At 73.0% G+C, this 18100-nt stretch carries 23 protein-coding genes; 20 read left to right on the top strand and 3 right to left on the bottom strand.

Translation table 11 applies throughout. The annotated features are described in order from the left end of the window. The first annotated feature begins 14 nt into the window (after window positions 1–14). The 12 genes from AMETH_RS20000 (at window position 15) to AMETH_RS19945 (ending at window position 11447) form a co-directional block, all read left to right on the top strand. Window positions 15–1304: a phenylacetate--CoA ligase family protein gene (locus tag AMETH_RS20000; protein WP_017982926.1), complete on the top strand. Its 1290-nt coding sequence runs from the start codon at window positions 15–17 to the stop codon at window positions 1302–1304. Window positions 1305–1322: 18 nt separating this feature from the next. Beyond that, window positions 1323–2423, top strand: a complete 1101-nt coding sequence (locus AMETH_RS19995) for a zinc-dependent alcohol dehydrogenase (protein ID WP_017982925.1) — start codon at window positions 1323–1325, stop codon at window positions 2421–2423. A gap of 8 nt (window positions 2424–2431) precedes the next feature. Beyond that, a complete protein-coding gene (locus tag AMETH_RS19990; protein ID WP_017982924.1) occupies window positions 2432–3502 on the top strand; it encodes an amidohydrolase family protein in 1071 nt (356 codons plus the stop codon). Window positions 3503–3517: 15 nt separating this feature from the next. Further along, window positions 3518–4693 (top strand): GAF domain-containing sensor histidine kinase, encoded by a 1176-nt coding sequence (locus AMETH_RS19985; RefSeq protein ID WP_017982923.1) that lies wholly within the window; start codon window positions 3518–3520, stop codon window positions 4691–4693. Beyond that, the gene (locus AMETH_RS19980) at window positions 4681–5346 is read left to right on the top strand and encodes a response regulator (protein WP_017982922.1); all 666 of its coding nucleotides are present in this window, start codon (window positions 4681–4683) and stop codon (window positions 5344–5346) included. Before AMETH_RS19985 ends, AMETH_RS19980 begins: the two co-directional genes overlap by 13 nt. A 103-nt stretch (window positions 5347–5449) precedes the next feature. Then, window positions 5450–6046, top strand: a complete 597-nt coding sequence (locus tag AMETH_RS19975) for a ClpP family protease (RefSeq protein WP_051079420.1) — start codon at window positions 5450–5452, stop codon at window positions 6044–6046. Between the two features lie 263 nt (window positions 6047–6309). Beyond that, a complete protein-coding gene (locus tag AMETH_RS19970) occupies window positions 6310–7257 on the top strand; it encodes an Acg family FMN-binding oxidoreductase (RefSeq protein ID WP_017982920.1) in 948 nt (315 codons plus the stop codon). Continuing rightward, complete coding sequence (locus AMETH_RS19965) at window positions 7254–8168, top strand: Acg family FMN-binding oxidoreductase (RefSeq protein WP_017982919.1); 915 nt, start codon at window positions 7254–7256, stop codon at window positions 8166–8168. The genes AMETH_RS19970 and AMETH_RS19965 overlap by 4 nt, the downstream gene beginning before the upstream one ends. Window positions 8169–8194: 26 nt before the next feature. Next, window positions 8195–8821 carry a TIGR03085 family metal-binding protein gene (locus AMETH_RS19960; RefSeq protein WP_017982918.1) on the top strand — a complete coding sequence of 209 codons (627 nt, stop codon included), beginning with the start codon at window positions 8195–8197 and terminating at the stop codon, window positions 8819–8821. An 89-nt stretch (window positions 8822–8910) separates the two neighbouring features. After that, on the top strand, window positions 8911–9936 hold the full coding sequence (locus AMETH_RS19955; protein WP_209436794.1) for an ester cyclase: 1026 nt from the start codon (window positions 8911–8913) through the stop codon (window positions 9934–9936). Between the two features lie 91 nt (window positions 9937–10027). After that, window positions 10028–10450 (top strand): SRPBCC family protein, encoded by a 423-nt coding sequence (locus tag AMETH_RS19950; protein WP_017982916.1) that lies wholly within the window; start codon window positions 10028–10030, stop codon window positions 10448–10450. Window positions 10451–10481: 31 nt separating this feature from the next. Further along, window positions 10482–11447, top strand: a complete 966-nt coding sequence (locus AMETH_RS19945) for a nucleoside hydrolase (RefSeq protein ID WP_017982915.1) — start codon at window positions 10482–10484, stop codon at window positions 11445–11447. Here the strand turns inward: AMETH_RS19945 and AMETH_RS38105 are convergent. Beyond that, window positions 11425–11574 (bottom strand): hypothetical protein, encoded by a 150-nt coding sequence (locus tag AMETH_RS38105; RefSeq protein ID WP_017982914.1) that lies wholly within the window; start codon window positions 11572–11574, stop codon window positions 11425–11427. The two genes, AMETH_RS19945 and AMETH_RS38105, sit on opposite strands and share 23 nt — an antisense overlap. On the opposite strand from AMETH_RS38105, the gene AMETH_RS19940 reads away from it, so the two are divergent. The 7 genes from AMETH_RS19940 to AMETH_RS19920 all read left to right on the top strand — a co-directional run bounded on the left by AMETH_RS19940 (window position 11549) and on the right by AMETH_RS19920 (window position 15944). Continuing rightward, the gene (locus tag AMETH_RS19940) at window positions 11549–12001 is read left to right on the top strand and encodes an ABC transporter permease (protein ID WP_017982913.1); all 453 of its coding nucleotides are present in this window, start codon (window positions 11549–11551) and stop codon (window positions 11999–12001) included. The two genes, AMETH_RS38105 and AMETH_RS19940, sit on opposite strands and share 26 nt — an antisense overlap. Before the next feature lie 93 nt (window positions 12002–12094). Next, window positions 12095–12619: an ATP-binding cassette domain-containing protein gene (locus AMETH_RS40525; protein ID WP_223842880.1), complete on the top strand. Its 525-nt coding sequence runs from the start codon at window positions 12095–12097 to the stop codon at window positions 12617–12619. After that, entirely contained in the window at window positions 12616–13380 is a 765-nt protein-coding gene (locus AMETH_RS40520) for an ABC transporter ATP-binding protein (protein WP_017982911.1), read from the top strand. Before AMETH_RS40525 ends, AMETH_RS40520 begins: the two co-directional genes overlap by 4 nt. After that, the gene (locus AMETH_RS40515; protein WP_223842879.1) at window positions 13377–13952 is read left to right on the top strand and encodes an LLM class flavin-dependent oxidoreductase; all 576 of its coding nucleotides are present in this window, start codon (window positions 13377–13379) and stop codon (window positions 13950–13952) included. The genes AMETH_RS40520 and AMETH_RS40515 overlap by 4 nt, the downstream gene beginning before the upstream one ends. Beyond that, entirely contained in the window at window positions 13952–14428 is a 477-nt protein-coding gene (locus tag AMETH_RS40510; protein ID WP_223842878.1) for a hypothetical protein, read from the top strand. Before AMETH_RS40515 ends, AMETH_RS40510 begins: the two co-directional genes overlap by 1 nt. Before the next feature lie 160 nt (window positions 14429–14588). Continuing rightward, window positions 14589–15458: an alpha/beta hydrolase gene (locus AMETH_RS19925; RefSeq protein WP_017982910.1), complete on the top strand. Its 870-nt coding sequence runs from the start codon at window positions 14589–14591 to the stop codon at window positions 15456–15458. Between the two features lie 45 nt (window positions 15459–15503). Next, window positions 15504–15944 (top strand): DUF6314 family protein, encoded by a 441-nt coding sequence (locus AMETH_RS19920; RefSeq protein WP_017982909.1) that lies wholly within the window; start codon window positions 15504–15506, stop codon window positions 15942–15944. Here AMETH_RS19920 and AMETH_RS19915 read toward each other — a convergent pair. Beyond that, window positions 15926–16567: a LysE/ArgO family amino acid transporter gene (locus tag AMETH_RS19915; protein ID WP_051079535.1), complete on the bottom strand. Its 642-nt coding sequence runs from the start codon at window positions 16565–16567 to the stop codon at window positions 15926–15928. The two genes, AMETH_RS19920 and AMETH_RS19915, sit on opposite strands and share 19 nt — an antisense overlap. Window positions 16568–16636: 69 nt before the next feature. On the opposite strand from AMETH_RS19915, the gene AMETH_RS19910 reads away from it, so the two are divergent. Further along, window positions 16637–17536 (top strand): LysR family transcriptional regulator ArgP, encoded by a 900-nt coding sequence (locus AMETH_RS19910; RefSeq protein ID WP_017982908.1) that lies wholly within the window; start codon window positions 16637–16639, stop codon window positions 17534–17536. Window positions 17537–17548: 12 nt separating this feature from the next. On the opposite strand, the gene AMETH_RS19905 is transcribed toward AMETH_RS19910, so the two are convergent. Further along, the gene (locus tag AMETH_RS19905) at window positions 17549–18100 is read right to left on the bottom strand and encodes a maleylpyruvate isomerase family mycothiol-dependent enzyme (protein ID WP_017982907.1); all 552 of its coding nucleotides are present in this window, start codon (window positions 18098–18100) and stop codon (window positions 17549–17551) included.

The raw sequence follows: 18100 nt of genomic DNA, 5'->3' as shown, positions 1-18100 counted from the left end.
CGAAAGGTCCTCCTGTGGTCACACCCGATTTCGTCGCGCCCGCGGACCGCGAGGCCGTCACCGCAGCGCTGCGCGAACAGCTGCGGGCACTGCCCGCGCGGTCGCCGTTCTACGCCGACCTCTGGACCGGGCACGGCGTCCAGCCCGCCGCCGTCGACTCGCTCGTCGACCTGCCGAAACTGCCCTTCACCACCAAGGCCATGCTGCGCGAGTCGCAGGCCGCCGCGCCGCCGCTGGGCCGCCACGCCGGCACCGGCCTGGCCGAGGTGATCCGCGTGCACGCCTCCACCGGCACCACCGGCAAACCCAGCTGGGTCGGCGTCACCCGCCGCGACGCCCAGTCCTGGACCGAAATGGTGGCCCGCGCCTTCCGCACCATGGGCGCCCGCCCCGACGACGTCGTCCTGCACGGCGCCGGGCTCACCCTGTTCGTCGGCGGCCTGCCCATCCGCGACGCGCTCGAATCCATCGGCTCCACCGTCATCCCGATCGGCACCGGCGCGTCGGAGAAAGCGTTGCTGGCACTGGAAACCCTCGGCGTCACCGCGCTGCACTCGACCCCGTCCTACGCCCGCTACCTCGCCGAGTACCTGCGCTCGCACGGCCGCGACCCCCGCGAGTTCGGGGTGCGGAAGGTGTTCGTCGGCGGCGAACCCGGCGGGGGAGAACCCGCGTTCCGCGCGCACGTGGAAGCCGAATGGGGCGCGACCGTCACCGAAGGGCTCGGCAACGCCGACATGGCGCCGGTCCTGTTCGGCGAGGAACCGGGCACCGGCGGGATGCGGTTCACCGGCGGGCGGCACGTCGTCGTCGAGCTGATCGACCCGGACACCGGCCGGCCCGTCGTCCCCGAGCCCGGCGCCACCGGCGAGCTGGTCTACACCTCCCTCGACCGCGAATGCTGCCCGCTGGTCCGGTTCCGCACCCGCGACCGGGTCGTCGTCACCGGCCTCGCGGCCGACGGCGCCCCGCTGATCCGCTGTGTCGGGCGCACCGACGACATGCTGATCGTGCTCGGCGTCAACGTGTTCCCCTCCGCCGTGCGCGACCTGGTGCAGACCCTGCACCCGCGCACCACCGGCGCGGTGCAGATCGTGCTGCCCGGACCGGGCCCGCGCGTCCAACCGCCGCTGTGCGTCGAGGCCGAATGGGGCGAGCACCCCGGCGACCGCGACCAGCTGCGCGGCGAACTGGAGCACCTGATCCGCTCCCGCCTGTCGGTGCGGGCCGCGGTCACCCTCGTCCCGCCCGGATCGCTGGAGCGCTCCGAGATGAAGTCCCGCCTGACCCGGCTCGCCGGCTGAGCAGAAAGGCGCCTTGCCATGGGAGAAACCGTCCGCGCCGCCGTGCAGACCGGCCCGCGCGCCATCGAGATGCGGGAGTTCCCGCGCCCGGAGATCGGACCGGACACCGGGTTGTTGCGCGTGGAGGCCAACGGCATCTGCGGCAGCGACGTCGAGGCCTACAAGGGACACCTGCGCATGGGCTCCGGTGGCCCGGTGATCCCCGGCCACGAACCGCTCGGCATCGTCGAGGAGATCGGCGACGAAGCCGCGAAGCGGTGGGGCGTGCAGCCGGGGGACCGGGTCGCGCTGGAGGTCATCATCCCGTGCCGGTCCTGCCACCATTGCCTGACCGGCCGCTACCAGTTCTGCCCCAACCGCACGCGCGGCCACGGCGTCACCGGCATCGACGTCGCGCCGTCGCTGTGGGGCGGGCTCGCCGAGCACCTCTACCTCTCACCCGGCGCGGTGCTGCACAAAATCGACAAGTCGGTGCCGGTCGAGGTCGCGGCCATGTTCAACCCGCTCGGCGCCGGGGTGCGGTGGGCGTGCGGGCTCGGCCAGGTCGGGCTCGGCGACACCGTGCTGGTGCTCGGCGCCGGGCAGCGCGGCCTGTCCTGCGTGATCGCCGCCCGGCACGCCGGGGCGGGCTCGATCATCGTCACCGGGCTGGAGTCCGACCGGCACAAGCTCGACCTCGCCCTCGACCTGGGCGCCGACCACGCGATCGTCGTGGACGGCGACGACGCCGTGGACACCGTCGAGTTCGTCGGCGACGTCACCGGCGGCGCGATGGCCGACGTCGTCCTGGAACTCACCCCGATGGCCGCCGCCCCGGTCACCGACGCGTTCAAGGCCGCCCGGCAGGGCGGGCGGGTCGTGCTGGCCGGGCTCAAGGGCGGCCGCGAGATCCCGGTGCCCACCGACCTGATCATCAACCGCGCCCTCACCGTCGTCGGCGCGTTCGGGGTGGACGCGACCGCCAACAAGCAGGCCATCGCGATCATCGAATCCGGCCGCTACCCGCTGGCGAAGCTGCACACCCACACCTTCGGCCTCGAACAGGCGGCGCTGGCAATGGAGACCCTCGCCGGTGAGGTGCCCGGCGAGTCCGCCGTCCACGTCTCCGTCCACCCGTGAGGAGCCCGATGCTCGCCGACGCCCACGCCCACCTGCTGCCCCGCGACTACCCGGCCGACGCCCCGGAGTGCTTCCCGCGCATGACGCCGGTCGACGGCGACACGGCCCGTGAGCTGCTGTTCGGGTCGCTGCGCTTCCGTGCCCGGGACGCGTTCTTCGACGCCGAGCGCAGGGTCGAGGAGATGGCCGTGTCCGGGGTGGACTTCGAGGTCCTCACCCCGATGCCGCCGCTGCTGCGCTACGACCTGCCCCTCGCCGACGGGCTCGCGCTCGCCCGGCACGTCAACGAGTTCACCGCGCAGCTGTGCGCCACCGACCCCGCGCGGTTCGCCGGGTTCGGGATGGTGCCGATGCAGGACCCGGACACCGCGGCCGCCGAGCTGACCGCCATCGCCGAGGCCGGGCTGCGCGGCGTGGAGATCGCGTCCAACGTGCTCGGCGCCTCGATCGGCGACGAACGGTTCCTGCCGTTCTTCGCCGAGGCCGAGCGGCTGAACCTGCCGGTGTTCGTGCACGCCATGCCGGCCCCGATGGACCGCCTGCCGGCGTCGGCGATGGGCACGTACGTGGTCGGCATCGAGGGCGCGCTCGCGGCGGCGTCGCTGATCAGCGGCGGGACCGCGGCCAAGTGCCCCGGCCTGCGGATCTCCTTCAGCCACGCCGCGGGCGGCTTCCCCCTGATGGTGACCCGGGCCCAGTACTTCTGGAGCGGCACCTGGAACGAGGAACCCCCGGTGCGGGAGCGGGCGATCATGCCCGACGACGGCCCGTCGCCGCTGGACTGCGCCCGCCGGTTCTACTACGACTCGATGGTGTTCGACGCCCGCGCCCTGCGCTACCTGGTGGACCTGCTCGGCGCCGACCGGCTGCTGATCGGCTCGGACTTCCCGGCCATGCCGCGCGAGGAACCGGCCGGGCGCACCGCCCGCCTGCTCGGGCTCCCCGCCGAGCAGGAAGCGGACCTTTTGTGGCGCAACGCGTTCCGCTGGCTCGGCATCGACCCGGCCGTCCGGAGTAGGACATCTGTCGCGGATCACTTGCGTGCGGGCGCTTGCGCTGGTGAGACTGGGGGCCGCTGAACGAAGGGGTCCAGCTTGAGCGAACTGACGAGCGCCTGCCACCGCGGTGCGCGGACGGCCGGGGACGGGCAACGGCGGCTCGCCGCGATCGCGCGCGCCGCGTCCAGCGTGGCCGACGCGGCCTCGCTCAGCGTGACGCTCGACGTCGTGGCGCGGGAGGTGGTGCAGGCCACGCACATCGCGGCCGTGCAGATCCTGCGCGTCGAGGGCGGCACCATGCGGGTCGTCGGCAAGGCCGGGTTCACCGGCGCCGACGACTTCACCGAACGCCTGGAGGAGTGCCGCAAGCTGGGCGCCCGGCTGATGTTCGTCGAAGCGTTCCAGGCCCAGAAGCGGATCGTCGTGCCGCACCGCAAGGCCGCGGTGCTGGCCGATCCCACGTGGGGCCCGCTGCACGCGATCATGGGTGCCCCCGACTGGGACACCTTCGCCGCGGTCCCGCTCGTGGTGCGCGGCCGTGCGGTCGGCGTGCTCAACGCGTTCTACTCGCCGGGCGAGGACCCGGCGCGGGAGATGCTGGAGTTCCTGGAGGCCATGGCCGACCAGGCCGCGATGGCCGTCGACTCGGCCGATCTGCTGGCCCGCTCCCGGCAGGAGGCGCGGCTGGAGGAGCGGGCCCGGTTGGCGCGCGAGCTGCACGATTCGGTGGTGCAGCAGGTGTTTTCGATGCGGATGCAGGCCAAGGCGCTGCGCGCGCACGCCGGCGACGGCAAGGTGCGCGACATCGCCGACGAACTGCTCGACCTGGCCCAGCAGGCCCTGGCCGACCTGCGCGGCCTGGTGCTGCAGCTGCACCCGCTGGAACTGGCCGGGCGCGGGCTCGGCGAGGCCGTGCGGACGCTGGCCGAGTCGGTGCAGGCCTCCTCCGGCGTGAAGATCCGGTTCTGGTCGGGCGAGCAGCCGGAACTGCCCGCCGAGCAGGCCGAGGACGTGTTCCGCATCGTGCAGGAGGGCCTGCACAACGTCGTCAAGCACGCCCAGGCGACCACCGCGGTGGTCAGCGTGTCCAGGGCGGGCGGGGAACTGGTGGTCGAGATCTGCGACGACGGGATCGGGCTGACCGGGCCACCCGCGGGCGGGCTCGGCGTGGTGTCCATGCGGGAACGAGCCCAGCGCTGGAGGGGAACGATGGAGATCGGCAACACCGCGGCCGGGTGCCGGGTCAGGGTGCGGATGCCATGCCCGCGGTGACCGGCGTGATCGGAGTGCTGGTGGTCGACGACCACGCCGTGGTGCGGCGCGGTATCGCGGCATACCTGGAAAGCGCCGAGGGCATCGAGGTGGTCGCCGAGGCCGCCGACGGCGAGCGGGCGCTGGCGGAGCTGGCGCGGCTGGCCGCGCAGGGCGAGCTGCCGCAGGTGGTGCTGATGGACGTGCTGATGCCCAAGGTGGACGGCATCACCGCGCTCAAGGCGATCGCGGCGAAGTACCCGGGCGTCCGGGTGGTGGTGCTGACCAGCTTCGGCGAGACCGAGCGGGTGCACGTGGCGCTGCAGGCCGGGGCGGCCGGGTACCTGCTCAAGGACGCCGACCCGGACGAGGTCGCGGCCGCGATCCGGTCCGCGGCGCGCGGCGAGGTGCATCTGGACCCGGCCGTGGCGGCCCGGCTGACGCGGCAGCTGGTGTCGCCGCCGATGGGGCTGGCAGCGCTCACCGCGCGCGAGCGGACGATCCTGGCACTGGTCGCGCAGGGGTTGTCCAACCGGCAGATCGCCACGAAGCTGTCCATCAGCGAACGGACGGCGCGCACTCATGTGAGCCATGTGCTGACCAAGCTGCAGTTGCCGTCGCGGACGCAGGCGGCGTTGTTCGCGATTCGCGAGGGGCTGATCGACGCGGGTTGATCGCGCTGGGTTGATCGCTCTGTATTGATCGCTCTGGGCGAACCCGCCACGCTCAGGGCGAACACGCCTGTCCGGAAGTGGTTGCACCGCCTACGTTCGGGGCATGACCCTGCGAATTCTTCCGTCGGCCAACGCGTCCGCCTCTTTGGACGATTCGGTGTTCGAGCAGCTGTTGCGCGACCGCATCGTGTTCCTCGGCTCGGAGGTGACCGACGCGGTCGCCAACCGGATCACCGCGCAGCTGTTGCTGCTGGCGGCCGAGGATCCGCGCAAGGACATCACCTTCTACATCAACTCGCCGGGCGGATCGGTGACCGCGGGCATGGCGATCTACGACACGATGCGCTTGATTCAGCCCGACGTCTCCACGTGGGGCCTGGGTTTCGTGGCGTCCATGGGCCAGTTCCTGCTGTCCTCGGGCACGCCCGGAAAGCGCTATCTGCTGCCGAACACCCGGGTGGTGATGCACCAGCCGTCGGCGGGCATCGGCGGCGCGGCCACCGACATCGCGATCCAGGCGGAGGTATTCGGCCGCATGAAGCGCCGTCTCGCGGAGATCACGGCGCGCCAGACGGGCCAGCCGGTGGAGCGCATCGTGGCCGACGCCGACCGCGACCGCTGGTTCGACGCCGAGGAGGCGCTGGCCTACGGGTTCGTGGACCACATCGTGGGCGCGGACGAGCAGGCGGTCAGCGCGTAGGGACCGCGCGAGCCGCCGCGCGCACCGGCCGGGATCGCGCGGGCGGGGCCGGGGGGCGCGGGGGTGGTAGCCGGATTGTCCGGCTTCCGGCGGGAATCAGACCCGTCGTTCGGGCACGTCCCGGCGTGAAACCGGCCGACGCAGCGGGTGCACACCGAAGGGACCGAAGTCCCCGCCGTCAGGCCCCTTGTGCTCTGCCCCGCGCGGCTGCGCCCGGGAACAGTGGAGCGGGCAAGCACTCCAGCCCGTCCCGGGAGAACCACATGTCCGTGATCCGCTCCGCCCTCGAAGCGGCGGTGCGCGCGCCGTCGCCGCACAACTCCCAGCCCTGGCGGTTCGAGGTCGCCGGCGACCGGATCGACGTCCTCCTCGACGGCGACCGCGTTCTCCAGGCAGCCGACCCCGACGGCCGCGAGGCGCGGCTGTCCTGTGGGGCCGCGATCCTCAACCTGCGCGTCGCGATCCGGGCCGCGGGGCGCACGCCCGTCGTGGAGCTCCACACCGATCCCGTGCGGCTGGCCACGGTGCGTGCCGGCGGGCCTCGGGCACCCGGCCCCGACGACCAGGCGCTGGTCAGGGCGATCGCCCACCGCCGCAGCAACCGGCGCCCCTTCACCGAACGCACCGTGCCCCCGCACGTACGGGAGGCGCTGGTGCGGGCCGCGATCGCCGAAGGCGCCGAACTCACCCTGGTGCGGGAGCCGGGCCTGACCGGTGAGCTCGCCATGCTGCTGCGCCGCGCCGAGCGGGCCCAGCGCGCCGACCCGCGGTTCCAGGACGAACTGGCCCGCTGGACCGTCACCGAGGGCACCCGCGACGACGGCGTGCCGCTGGTGGCCGGCGGTCCGCGCGCCGAACCCGGCACCCAGCTCGCGCTGCGCCGCTTCGGCGGAGGCGGGGGCGAGCGGCCCTACGAGCGCACCCCGCTGCTCGCCGTGCTGTCCTCCCACACCGACGTGCCGTTGGCGCAGGTGCGCACCGGCCAGGCCCTGCAACGCGTGCTGCTCACCGCCACCACCGCCGGGGTGAGCGTGTCGTTCCTGTCCCAGGCGGTCGAGGTCCCGGCGACGCGGGCCGGCCTGCGCCGCCTGCTCGGGCGGCCCACCCACCCGCAGGCCGTGCTGCGCTTCGGCTATGGCTTCCGCGCGCCGGCCACCCGCCGCCGCTCGGTGGACCAGGTGACGCACCACCTCGCGGAAGCCCCGTCGTGACCTGGACGGCGGCCGAGCTGGGCGTGCTGGCCAGGGCCGTCGCACAGGCGCCGTCGGTGCACAACTCGCAGCCGTGGGCGCTCGTGCCCGGCGACGGCGTGATCGAACTGCGCGAACGGACCGAGGTCGCGCTGCCCCGGCACGACCCGGAAGGCCGCGACCGGCTGATGTCCTGCGGGGCCGCGCTGGTGAACCTGCGGCTCGCGCTCTCGGTGCTCGGCAGGCGCCCGCAGGTCACGCTCCTGCCCCGCCCCGACGTCGTCGCCGAGGTCCGCGTACCCGCCCCCGGCGAGCCCAGCCCGTCCGAACTCGGCCGGTACCCGGCGATCTACCGGCGCAGCAGCTACCGCGCCCCGTTCGCCCTGCACCCGGTCCCGGCGCCGGTGCTGCGGGAACTGGCGGACGCGGCGGTCGCGCCGGGCGCCGAGGCGCGGCTGGTCGAACCACGCACCGAGTCCGCCGCGCTGGCCGAACTGCTCGGCCGCGCGGGACTCGTGCTGCGGGACGACCGGGCCTACCAGCGCGAGCTGACGGCGTGGACCGCGCAGTTCCGCCAGGCGCCCGCCGCGGCGACCACGCTGCCCTGGTCCGGCCTGGTCCGCGCCGACACCCGCCTGCCCGATGCGGTCACGCTGGCCGAACGCATCGCCGCCGAGTCGATGATCGTCGTCCTCACCGACGGCGACACCCGCCGCGACCACGTGCTCGCCGGCACCGTGCTGCAGGAGACCTGGCTGACCGCGATCACCCACGGCCTCGCCGGTTCCGTGCTGACCCAGCCGCTGCACCTGCACGAGGTGCGCGCCGGGCTGATCGAGCGTCTCGCCCTGCCCGGCTGGCCGCAGGCGCTGCTGCGGTTTGGCTACCCGGTCACCGCGGCGCCGCCGGGTGCTCGTTCCGCACGCAGGTGAGGCCTACCGGCGGGTAGGGTGGCGTCATGGGTGTCGCCGCCGAGGAACGTCGTCAGTTGAGCCGCCTGCTGGACGAGACCGGGCCGGACGCGCCCACCCTGTGCGAGGGGTGGCTGACCCGCGACCTCGCCGCGCACCTCGTCGTGCGGGAGAGCCGTCCCGACGCCGCGCTGGGCATCCTCCTGCCGCCGCTGGCCTGGCACACCCGGCGCGTGCAGGACGGCATCGCCGCGCAGCCGTGGTCCCGGCTGGTCGAGCGGGTGCGGCGCGGCCCCGCCTGGTACTGGCCCACCTCCATCGGCAGGCTCGACGAGCTCACCAACACCGCCGAGTTCCTCGTCCACCACGAGGACGTGCGCCGCGGACGGCCGGGCTGGGAACCGCGCCCTGCCGACCCCGCCCGCGGGGCGGCCGCGTGGCGGGCCGCCCGCGGCGCGGCGAAGCTCAACCTGCGGCGCGTGCCCGTCGGCGTCACCCTGCGCACCACCGACGGCCGCGAAGCCACCGTGCGCGGCGGCGCCGAACAGGTCACCGTCACCGGCGACCCGGTGGAACTCCTGCTGTTCGTCTTCGGCCGGGACGCCGTGCGCGTCGGGTTCGAGGGCGACTCCACCGCCGTCGACAAGCTCGAGGAAGCCGGCCGCGGCATCTGAGCCCCGGTCTTTCGGCCCTAGCCGCCGCCACGGCCGAGGACGACCCTGGAGGGTTCCGGGCACCACCAGCACTTCCCAGGGAGGGTTCCGTGTACGCAAGGATGAACACGCTCATCGGCGACCCCGCCCGGATCGACGAGGTCACGCACTACCTGGAAACCACCGTGCGCCCCTTCGTGGAGGCGCAGGCCGGCAACCGCGGGCTGGCCGTCCTGACCGACAGCACGCTCGGCATCACCGTCGTCGGGTCCTACTGGGACTCCGCGGAATCGATGACGCTGTCCGAGCACGCCGTGGAGGCCTCCCGCAAGGAGGCCGCCGAACTGGCCGACGGCATGATCACCGTGGACCACTTCGAGGTCGCGGTGTTCGCGCGCCGCAGCAGGCCGGGTCCCGGCGCGGGGATCCGGGTGACCACCATCGACTGCCCGCCCGGCGAGGTCGGTGCCGCGGTCCAGGCGTTCCGCGAGACCGCGCTGCCGGGCCTGCTGAAGATGGAGGGGCTGTGCAGCGCGCAGATGCTGGTCGACCGCGAAGAGGGCCGCTGCCAGGTGATCGCGGCGTACGAGACGGCCGAGCACCTGGCCGCCAGCCGCGCCGGGGTGGCCCGGTTGCGTGCCGACACGCTCGCGCGGGTCCACGCGCAGGTGCGGTCGGTGGGCGAGTACCGGCTGCTGTTCACCACCGTCCGCGAGGGCGGCACCAACACCCTCACCCAGCGCTGGACCGACCTGTGGAACGCCGGCGACCGCGAGGGCTGGCAGGCGATGACCGACCAGTCGGCCTTCGAAACCCGCGGCCCCGGCGGTTTCCGGCTCGCCGGGCGGGAGGCGCTGGACGCGGAGTGGTCGACGTGGCACGACGCGTTCCCGGACAACCGGATCACCGTGGTGGCCATCTACGGCGACGACAACGGGGGCGTGCTCGAAGGCCGCTTCCAGGGCACCCACACCGGCCCGCTGGTCACCCCGGCCGGCGAGATCGCCGCGACGCAGCGGACGGTGGACATCCCGTTCTGCGAGGTGCACCGGGTGCGGGCGGGGAAGATGACCGACAGCCACCTGTACTTCGACCAGCTGGAAATGCTGACGCAACTCGGGAAGATCGACGCCTGATCACCGGCCGCCGGGCGCGGGTTTCCCTGCCACCGGGGGAAATCCGCGTCCGGCGGTACCCGGTCGCGGCCGGGTCCGCTACGGTCCGGCCATGCGGATCGAGGTCACCAGGCGGATCGACGCCGGGCTGGACACGGTCTGGGCCATCCTGACCGACGTGGCGACGCGGCCGTCCTGGACAGCGTCGATGTCCTCGGTCCGGCTGCGAACCCCCGGCCCGCTGCGGGTGGGCAGCGAGGCGGTGGTGAAACAGCCGGGGCTCGCGCCGCTCGTGTGGCGGGTCACCGAGCTGACCGACCGGCAGAGCTTCACCCGGCAGGCCCGGGCCCGCGGTGTCACGTCGATCGGCCGGCACCGGCTGACCGCCGACGGCGACGGCGCGGTGACGGCGGTCGTCGGCGTCGAGCAGCGCGGTCCGCTCGCCCCGCTCGCCGGGCTCCTGTTCGGCGCGCGGATTCGCCGGTTCGTGGCCATGGAGGCCGACGGCCTGCAGCGCGCCGCGGAATCAGGATGATCGCCACCTCGCGGTGTGGGACGCTGCCCGTGTGACACGCAAGGTGATCCTCGACGTCGACACCGGCACCGACGACGCGGTCGCGATCATGCTGGCCGCCCTGCACCCCGATCTCGACCTGACCGCGGTGACCACGGTCAACGGCAACGTGCCGCTGTCCGCCACCACCGCCAACACACTGCGTGTGCTGGACGCGATCGGGCGGCCGGACATCCCCGTGCACCCGGGTCTCGCGCACCCGATCGCGCGCCGCGGCTTCCCGGGGCAGACGCACTTCGAACGCGACTCGGACCGGGACATGCACGGCTCGGCGCTGCCGCTGCCCGCGCCGGTGACTGCCGCGCGGGACGAGTCCGCCGTGGAGTTCTTGCTGCACACCCTGCGTGACGCGACCGAGCGGGTGACGCTGGTGCCGGTCGGGCCGCTGAGCAACATCGCCACGGTGCTCGCCGCCGACCCGGGCGTCCGGGAGGCCGTCGACGAGATCGTGATCATGGGCGGCGCGCACGCCTACGGCAACGTGACCCCGTCGGCCGAGTTCAACATCTGGGCCGACCCGGAGGCCGCCGCGATGGTCCTCTCGGCCGGGTTCCCGCGCCTGACGCTCGTCCCGCTCGACGCCACACACCAGGCGCTCGTCACCCGCCCCGACTGCGCGAAACTCGCCGGGCTGGGCACCGCCGCCGGCCGCGCGGCCGCCGACCTGATCACCCGCCGCATCGACGCCTACTCCGCGGGCCACGGCGTGCACGCCCCCGATTCGGCGCCCGTGCATGATGCGGTATGCGTGGCTTACCTGGTGCGGCCCGAGGTGATCACGACCCGCCCGGTGCGCGTGGAGGTCGAGACGTCCGGCGCACTGACCGTCGGCCGCACCGTGATGGACGTCCGTCCTAACGCGACCGGCGAGCCGAACGCGAGCGTGGCGTTCGGGGCGCGGGCGGAGGTGCTGACCGAGTTGCTGCTGGAGACGTTCAGCGGGCCAGCCGCGCGTTGATCTCGCCGATCAGCGCCTGCTGTTCTTGCACGATTTCCCCGGCCAGCGCGCGGGTTTGCGCGTGCTGCCCGGTGGACAGCGCGGTCGACGTGCTGCTGGCGATGCCCCAGTTCCTGCTCGCCGTCATCGTCGTCAGCGCGCTCGGCTTCCAGACCGTCAATGCCGCGGTCGCCACCGGGGTGTCCGCGGTGGCCGTGTTCGCCAGGGTGATGCGGTCCGAGGTCATCAAGACCCGCCGCGCGGTGTTCGTCGAGGTCGCCTACCTGCAGGGCGGGTCGCGGTGGCACATCCCGCTGCGCCACGTGCTGCCCAACGCCTCCCGCTCGGTGCTGACCCTCGCGGTGCTCCAGTTCGGACTGTCCATCCTGGTCATCGCCGGGCTGGCGTTCCTCGGCTACGGCGACCCGCCGCCCGCCTCGGACTGGGGCCTGCTCATCTCGGTGGGCAAGGACTACCCGCTGGCCCCCTGGCTGGTCTGCGCGCCCGCGCTCGTCACGATCGCCACCGTCCTCTCCGTGAACAGGATCAGCCGATGGCTCCGCAAGACGAACTGACCCTCGACCGCCCCGCGGCGGCCACGAGCACCGGCACGTTGCTGCGCGTGCGCGACCTCACCGTCGCCTACGGCCACCACCAGATCGTCACCGGTGTCAGCTTCGAGCTCCCGCGCGGGCAGCCTCGCGCTCATCGGCGACTCCGGCTCGGGCAAGTCGACCATCGCCCGCTCGCTGCTGCGGCTGCTGCCCGAGGGCGGCCGGGCGCGCGGCGTGGCCGAGTTCGACGGGCAGGACGTCCTGTCGCTGCCCGAACGCCGGTTCCGCCGCCTGCGTGGCCGCCGCATCGGGCATGTGCCGCAGGATCCGGGCAGTTCCCTCAACCCGGTCCGCACCATCGGCGCGCAGGCCAGGGAGGCCGCCGCGCTGCTGGACGAGCCCAGCGCGGCCCGGCGGCACGAGCGGATCCTGGAGACGTTCGCGCAGGTCGGTCTCGACGACCCACGGCGCGTCGATCGCCGCGGAGCGCGCCGACTCCCTGGTCGTGCTCAAGGACGGCGTGGTGCAGGACGCGGGGCCCACCACGGAGGTGTTCTCCTCGCCGGAGTCGGACTACACACGGCGCCTGCACGCCGACGTCCCGGCGCTCAACCCGGACCGCTACCGCCGGCTACGTGACGTCGGCGCGCAGCCGGCTCACCGGTTCTACGCCCAAGATCGACGTCCGCGGCGTGACGAAGACCTTCACCGTCGGCGCGGGCACCACCCACGCGCTCGTCGGCGAATCCGGCTCCGGGAAGACGACCGCCATCCGCCTGCTGCTCGGCCTCGAACGCGCCGACTCGGGCCGCATCGAGGTGGCCGGCGAGGAGGTGACCGGCGGCTCGCACGCCGCGCTGCGGTCCGTGCGGCGGCACCTGCAACTGGTCTACCAGAACCCGTACACCTCGCTCGATCCGACGTGGAAGGTGGAGCGCCTGGTGCGGGAGCCGCTGGACCGGTTCCGCGTCGGGACCCGGCGCGAACGCGCCGACCGGGTCCGCGAGGCGCTGGACGACGTCGGGCTGGCGGACGAGCTCCGCGGCCGCAAACCCGCCGCGCTGTCCGGCGGTCAGCGGCAGCGGGTCGCGATCGCGCGGGCGCTGGTGCCGCGGCCGGACGTGATCGTGCTCGACGAACCGACCTCCGCGCTCGACATCACCGTGCAGGCCGGCATCGTCGAGGTGCTCCTGTCGCTGCAGGCCGAGCTGGGACTGACGTACGTGTTCGTGTCGCACGACCTCGCGCTCGTGCGCCAGCTCGCGCACACCGTGTCGGTGATGCGGCAGGGGCGGATCGTCGAGAGCGGGCCGGTCGAGTCCATTTTCGACAGTCTGCGGGATCCCTACACGCGCGCCCTCATCGACTCCATCCCCGCCGGCGCGCAGGAGCTGACGTGACAGGGCGCAGGCTCGGTTTCAACACCCGGGTGTCGTTCAGCGACGACCCGGGCGCGGGGCTGCGGGAGGGCATCGAGCTGTTCCGGGCGGCCGAGGCGCTCGGCTACCAGTCCGGCTGGGCCTACCAGCGGCACTTCGACCACTACCTGTCCTCGCCGCTGCCGTTCTTCGCCGCGGCCGGGCAGCACCCGCACCGCATCACGCTCGGCAGCGCGGTGATCCCGATGCGCTACCAGGACCCGGTGCTGCTGGCCGAGGCCGCGGGCACGACGGACCTGCTCATCGGCGGCCGCCTCCAGCTCGCCGTGTCCACCAGCGGCAACGCCGGCTGGGACGCGGTGTTCGGCGCCGTCGGCACGGACGCGCGGACCGAGGCCGAGCGGAGGCAGGAGCGGTTCCTCGACGCGATCGCCGGGGCGGCGCTGCACATCGTGGACGGGCCGGGGCAGGGCGCGCCGGTGGGCACGCAGCTGCGGGTCACGCCGCACAGCCCGGGCCTGCGGTCCCGATCCGGCAGGGCGCGGGCAGTCTCGGGTCGGCGGCGCGGGCGGCCGGACTCGGCATCGGGCTGATGACCGGGACGGTGCTGCACGACGTCCCGGAGGGCGCGAGTTTCGGTGACCACCAGGCGCGGCTGATCGACGTCTACCGCACCACCTGGCGCGACAAGCACGGCAGCGAGCCGCCGCCGGTCGCCGTCGCCGCCTCGATCCTGGCCGGCACCATCGCCGGGCTGCGAGAAACCTACGCCGCCTACGACCGGCAGCGGCGCACCGAGGGCATGGGCGCGTCCCGCCCGAAGGGGGTGCTGACCCCGGTGATCGGCGCGGACCTGCCGGCCGGGATGCGGATCAGCCCGGTCTTCCACGGCACACCCGACGAGGTCACCGAGGCCGTGCTCGCCAACCCCGGCCAGGCGGCCGCCGAGGAGATCGTCCTGTTCCTCCCACCGGCGTTCGGGCTTGCGGAGAACGTGCAGCTGCTGACCGACGCCGCGCGGACGGTCGCCCCGCACCTCGGCTGGGACGGCAGCCCACAGGGGCGCTGATTTCCGCGCGGGAGCTGCGTCACATCGGTGCACATCCCGACCTGGCCGGCTTCGACCGCGAGCCGTGACTTCATCCCTTCGAGGCGAGGCGATCGCTGTCCGAGGATTCCGACAATCGCGTGTTCCGACGGTTGCTGAACTCGACAACGGAAGGAACACCATGAACGAGGCGACGCCAAGGGTCCCGATCGTGCTGATCCATGGGCTTTGGATGACCGCCCGGAGCTGGGATCGCTGGGCGGAGTACTACCGCGCAAAGGGCCATGAGGTCATCGTTCCGACGTATCCGGGATTCGAGATCGAAGTGGAGGCGTTGCGCCAAAACCCTCAGATCATCGCCGATGTGACGGTCCCCGCGACACTCGAGCACCTTGTCGACGTAGTCGAAAGCGTTGATACCCCACCCATCATCATGGGCCACTCCTTCGGCGGGACCTTCACCCAACTCCTCGTCAACCGTGGCTTGGGTGCTGCCGCCGCGGTGATCGACTCGGCCCCACCCGAGGGTGTGCGGATCAACCCGCCGTCGCAGATCAAATCGCTGTTCCCGGTCCTCGCCAACCCGGCCAACCGGCACCGCGCAGTGGGCTTCACCAAAGAGCAGTTCCACTATGCGTTCGCCAACACCTGCAGCCGGGAGGAGTCCGACGCGGCGTACGACCGCCTCCACATCCCGGCGCCTGGCAGCTGGGTATGGGCCTACGGCCTGATAGCCAACTGGAAGCCAGGCCACCAGGAGACCTGGGTCGACTACGACCTGGATGACCGTGCCCCGCTGCTGTTCATCATCGGCGGCAAAGACCACCTGATGCCGCCCTCAGTGATCCGCTCGAACGCGAAGAAGTACCGCAACTCCGCGGCGACGACCGAAATCTGCGAGTTTCCCGACCGCTCACACTTCACCGGCGTCGAGCCTGGCTGGGAACGCGTGGCCGACTACGCACTCGAGTGGGCGACAAGTCACATGCGAGCCGCACAAACCCCCGGCGCATCCGCGAACTCGGGAGACCGCCGTGTCCGTCCGGACTGATGTCGTTCCCGAACGGCCGTCCCGGACCTCGGGCATCCTGGTCGTATGCACAACCCGCCCAGTGACGACGAGGCGCGGCTCTTCGCGGCCCTGCCGGGGGAGTGGACCATCACCAGGACCCTGCCCGGCCTGGGCCGGATGACCGGATCGGCCCGGTTCCGTCCCGGCGGGCCGGATCTGCTGCACTACCGCGAGGACGGGAAGCTCACCCTCGACGGCGGGCAGGTCCTCGACGTCTACCGCGAGTACCACTACCGGCTGGAGCCGGGGCTGATCCGCATCTGCTTCGCCGAACCGGGGCCGCCGCGGACGTTGCACGTGCTCCGGCTCAACCAGGCCGCGGCGTCCGACGTGCACCTCTGCGGGCGGGACACCTACGCCGGCCACTACGAGTTCCCGGACGACGACCGCTTCACCGTCCGCATGCGGGTCACCGGGCCGGCGAAGGACTACTCGATCGAGACCACCTACGAGCGCGCCCGCTGAGGCGTCACAGCGCGCGGGCCAGCAGCATCGTGCCCATCACGGAGCATGGTCACCGCGACGAGGACGTCCAGCGCCCGCCACGCGCCCGGCCGGGACAGCACCGGGCTGAGCAGCCGCGCGCCGTAGCCGAGGCAGGCGAACCAAGCCAGGCTGGCGGCCATCGCGCCAAGACCGAAGATCCACCGCAGGTCGCCGCGGTCCGCGGCGACCGAACCGACCAGCAGCACCGTGTCCAGGTAGACGTGCGGGTTCAGCCAGGTCATCGCCAGGCAGGTCAGCACGGCCGACCCGAGCGAACCGGCCGCGGCGCCCCTCGTCGTCAACCCGATGGCCGCCGGGCGCAGCGCCCGCCGCCCAGCGAGGACGCCATAGCAGATCAGAAAACCACCTCCGGCGAGGCCGACCAGGGTGAGGGCGGCAGGCCAGGCGGTCACCACGGCGCCCAGCCCGGCCACGCCGAGCGAGATCAGCACGGCGTCGGAGGCGGCGCAGAGCGCGACGACGGCGGCCACCGCGTGCCGTCGCACGCCCTGGCGCAGGACGAACGCGTTCTGCGCGCCGATGGCCACGATGAGGGACAGGCCCGTGCCGAACCCGGCGAGACCTGCGGAAAGGACGTTCACGAAACCCACGCTAAGCAGCGGGCCATGCGTAGTCCAGCTAAAGATTTTTACGTATCATTAGCAGACGTGATGACCGAGTTGCCCATCGACCAGGTGCGGACGCTGCTCGCGGTCGTCGACGAGGGCACGTTCGACGCCGCCGCCGCGGCCCTGCACGTCACCCCGTCGGCGGTCAGCCAGCGGATCAAGACCCTCGAGCAGCGCGTCGGCCGGGTGCTGCTGATGCGCACCAAACCGGTCCGGCCGACCGAGTCCGGGCAGGTCGTCGTGCGGTTCGCGCGCCAGCTCGCCGCGCTGAACGAGGACGCGCGGCGGGAGCTGGGGATCGCCGGCGAGCCCGGCCCCGCGCGCCTGTCCATCGCGGTGAACGCCGATTCGCTCGCCACCTGGTTCCTGCCCGCCGTCCTCCGGGTGCCGCGTGATCCGCCGGTGTGCTTCGAGCTGTACCGCGAGGACGAGACGCGGACCGCTGAGCTGCTGCGGGAGGGGCGGGTGATGGCGGCGGTGACCTCGTCGCCCGACCCGGTCGCCGGCTGCCTCGTGCGCCCGCTGGGGCTCGCGCGTTACCTGCCCGCGGCGAACCCGGAGTTCCTGGCCCGCCACCGGTCCGGCCGGCTCCGGCGGTGGCTACCCGGCGCGCCGGTGATCGTCTTCGACCAGGCCGACGAACTCCAGGACCTCTTCGTGCGCGCACTGTCCGGTGTGGACGCCGCGGAGCACCGGCACCACGTGCCCACGTCGGAGGGCTTCCGCGACGCCGTGGCGGCCGGCCTGGGCTGGGGCCTGGTCCCGGAGCCGCAGGCCCGGCCGCTCCTGGAGTCCGGCGCCCTCGTCGAACTCGAACCGGGCCTGCACTGGGACGTGCCGTTGTACTGGCAGCAGTGGAAACTGGACGTGCGCGCGCTCGCGCTCGTCGCGGACACGATCACCGCGGCGGCCGCGGAGTCGCTGCACGCACTGCCGTCCTGAGTGGACGGCTCGTCAGGGGCGCCAGGCCGGGTCGCGGCCGATGAAGGCCATCAGCTGGTCCTGCGGCGGGGCGTCGTCTGCGACGGGCACCGCGGGACCGTACTGCCCGCTGTTCCGCAGGAGCTGCTCGATCGGCCGCATACCGGCGAGCGTGGCAGCGCACCGGTCCTGGCCCAGGTCGGGTTCGCGGCCGAGCGCCTTGGCCAGGTCCCAGGTGTGCATCCAGACGTCGGTTGTGTAGAACTGGTCGATCGCCTCGTCCACGGGTTTGTCGCCGGTGTGCGGGTTGCTCAGCACGCGCCCGGCGGGGTCGTCGAGGATCGCCTGGATGTCGGCGGCGTGCTGCTTCCAGGCGCCGGCCGGGTCGGCCTCGACGTCCAGGGCGGCGAGTTCGATCCCGGCGCCGCGCAGGAAGCCGCGGGACCACTCGACGAGGTGCTTCACGACGTCGAGCGCGGTCCACCCGGGGACCGGGCTGGGCCGGGTCCAGTCGCCGGGGCCCGCGGACTCGACCAGCTCGGTGAAGCGGGCCGCGTCGTGCGCGTGCTGCTGGGCAGGTGTCAT

It is taken from the genome of Amycolatopsis methanolica 239, assembly GCF_000739085.1.
Lineage (GTDB): Bacteria > Actinomycetota > Actinomycetes > Mycobacteriales > Pseudonocardiaceae > Amycolatopsis_E > Amycolatopsis_E methanolica.
Note: the sequence above shows the minus strand (reverse complement) of the source record. Positions and strands in the feature narration are given on the sequence as shown.

What these genes read in the sequence shown, in the direction of transcription:
- AMETH_RS19995 (WP_017982925.1), top strand. Translation starts at nt 1,323, where the DNA reads ATGGGAGAAACCGTCCGCGCCGCCGTGCAGACCGGCCCGCGCGCCATC.
- AMETH_RS19990 (WP_017982924.1), top strand. Translation starts at nt 2,432, where the DNA reads ATGCTCGCCGACGCCCACGCCCACCTGCTGCCCCGCGACTACCCGGCC.
- AMETH_RS19980 (WP_017982922.1), top strand. Translation starts at nt 4,681, where the DNA reads ATGCCCGCGGTGACCGGCGTGATCGGAGTGCTGGTGGTCGACGACCAC.
- AMETH_RS19975 (WP_051079420.1), top strand. Translation starts at nt 5,450, where the DNA reads ATGACCCTGCGAATTCTTCCGTCGGCCAACGCGTCCGCCTCTTTGGAC.
- AMETH_RS19970 (WP_017982920.1), top strand. Translation starts at nt 6,310, where the DNA reads ATGTCCGTGATCCGCTCCGCCCTCGAAGCGGCGGTGCGCGCGCCGTCG.
- AMETH_RS19960 (WP_017982918.1), top strand. Translation starts at nt 8,195, where the DNA reads ATGGGTGTCGCCGCCGAGGAACGTCGTCAGTTGAGCCGCCTGCTGGAC.
- AMETH_RS19950 (WP_017982916.1), top strand. Translation starts at nt 10,028, where the DNA reads ATGCGGATCGAGGTCACCAGGCGGATCGACGCCGGGCTGGACACGGTC.
- AMETH_RS19940 (WP_017982913.1), top strand. Translation starts at nt 11,549, where the DNA reads ATGCCCCAGTTCCTGCTCGCCGTCATCGTCGTCAGCGCGCTCGGCTTC.
- AMETH_RS38105 (WP_017982914.1), bottom strand. Translation starts at nt 11,574, where the DNA reads ATGACGGCGAGCAGGAACTGGGGCATCGCCAGCAGCACGTCGACCGCG.
- AMETH_RS40510 (WP_223842878.1), top strand. Translation starts at nt 13,952, where the DNA reads ATGACCGGGACGGTGCTGCACGACGTCCCGGAGGGCGCGAGTTTCGGT.
- AMETH_RS19925 (WP_017982910.1), top strand. Translation starts at nt 14,589, where the DNA reads ATGAACGAGGCGACGCCAAGGGTCCCGATCGTGCTGATCCATGGGCTT.
- AMETH_RS19920 (WP_017982909.1), top strand. Translation starts at nt 15,504, where the DNA reads ATGCACAACCCGCCCAGTGACGACGAGGCGCGGCTCTTCGCGGCCCTG.
- AMETH_RS19910 (WP_017982908.1), top strand. Translation starts at nt 16,637, where the DNA reads ATGACCGAGTTGCCCATCGACCAGGTGCGGACGCTGCTCGCGGTCGTC.
- AMETH_RS19905 (WP_017982907.1), bottom strand. Translation starts at nt 18,100, where the DNA reads ATGACACCTGCCCAGCAGCACGCGCACGACGCGGCCCGCTTCACCGAG.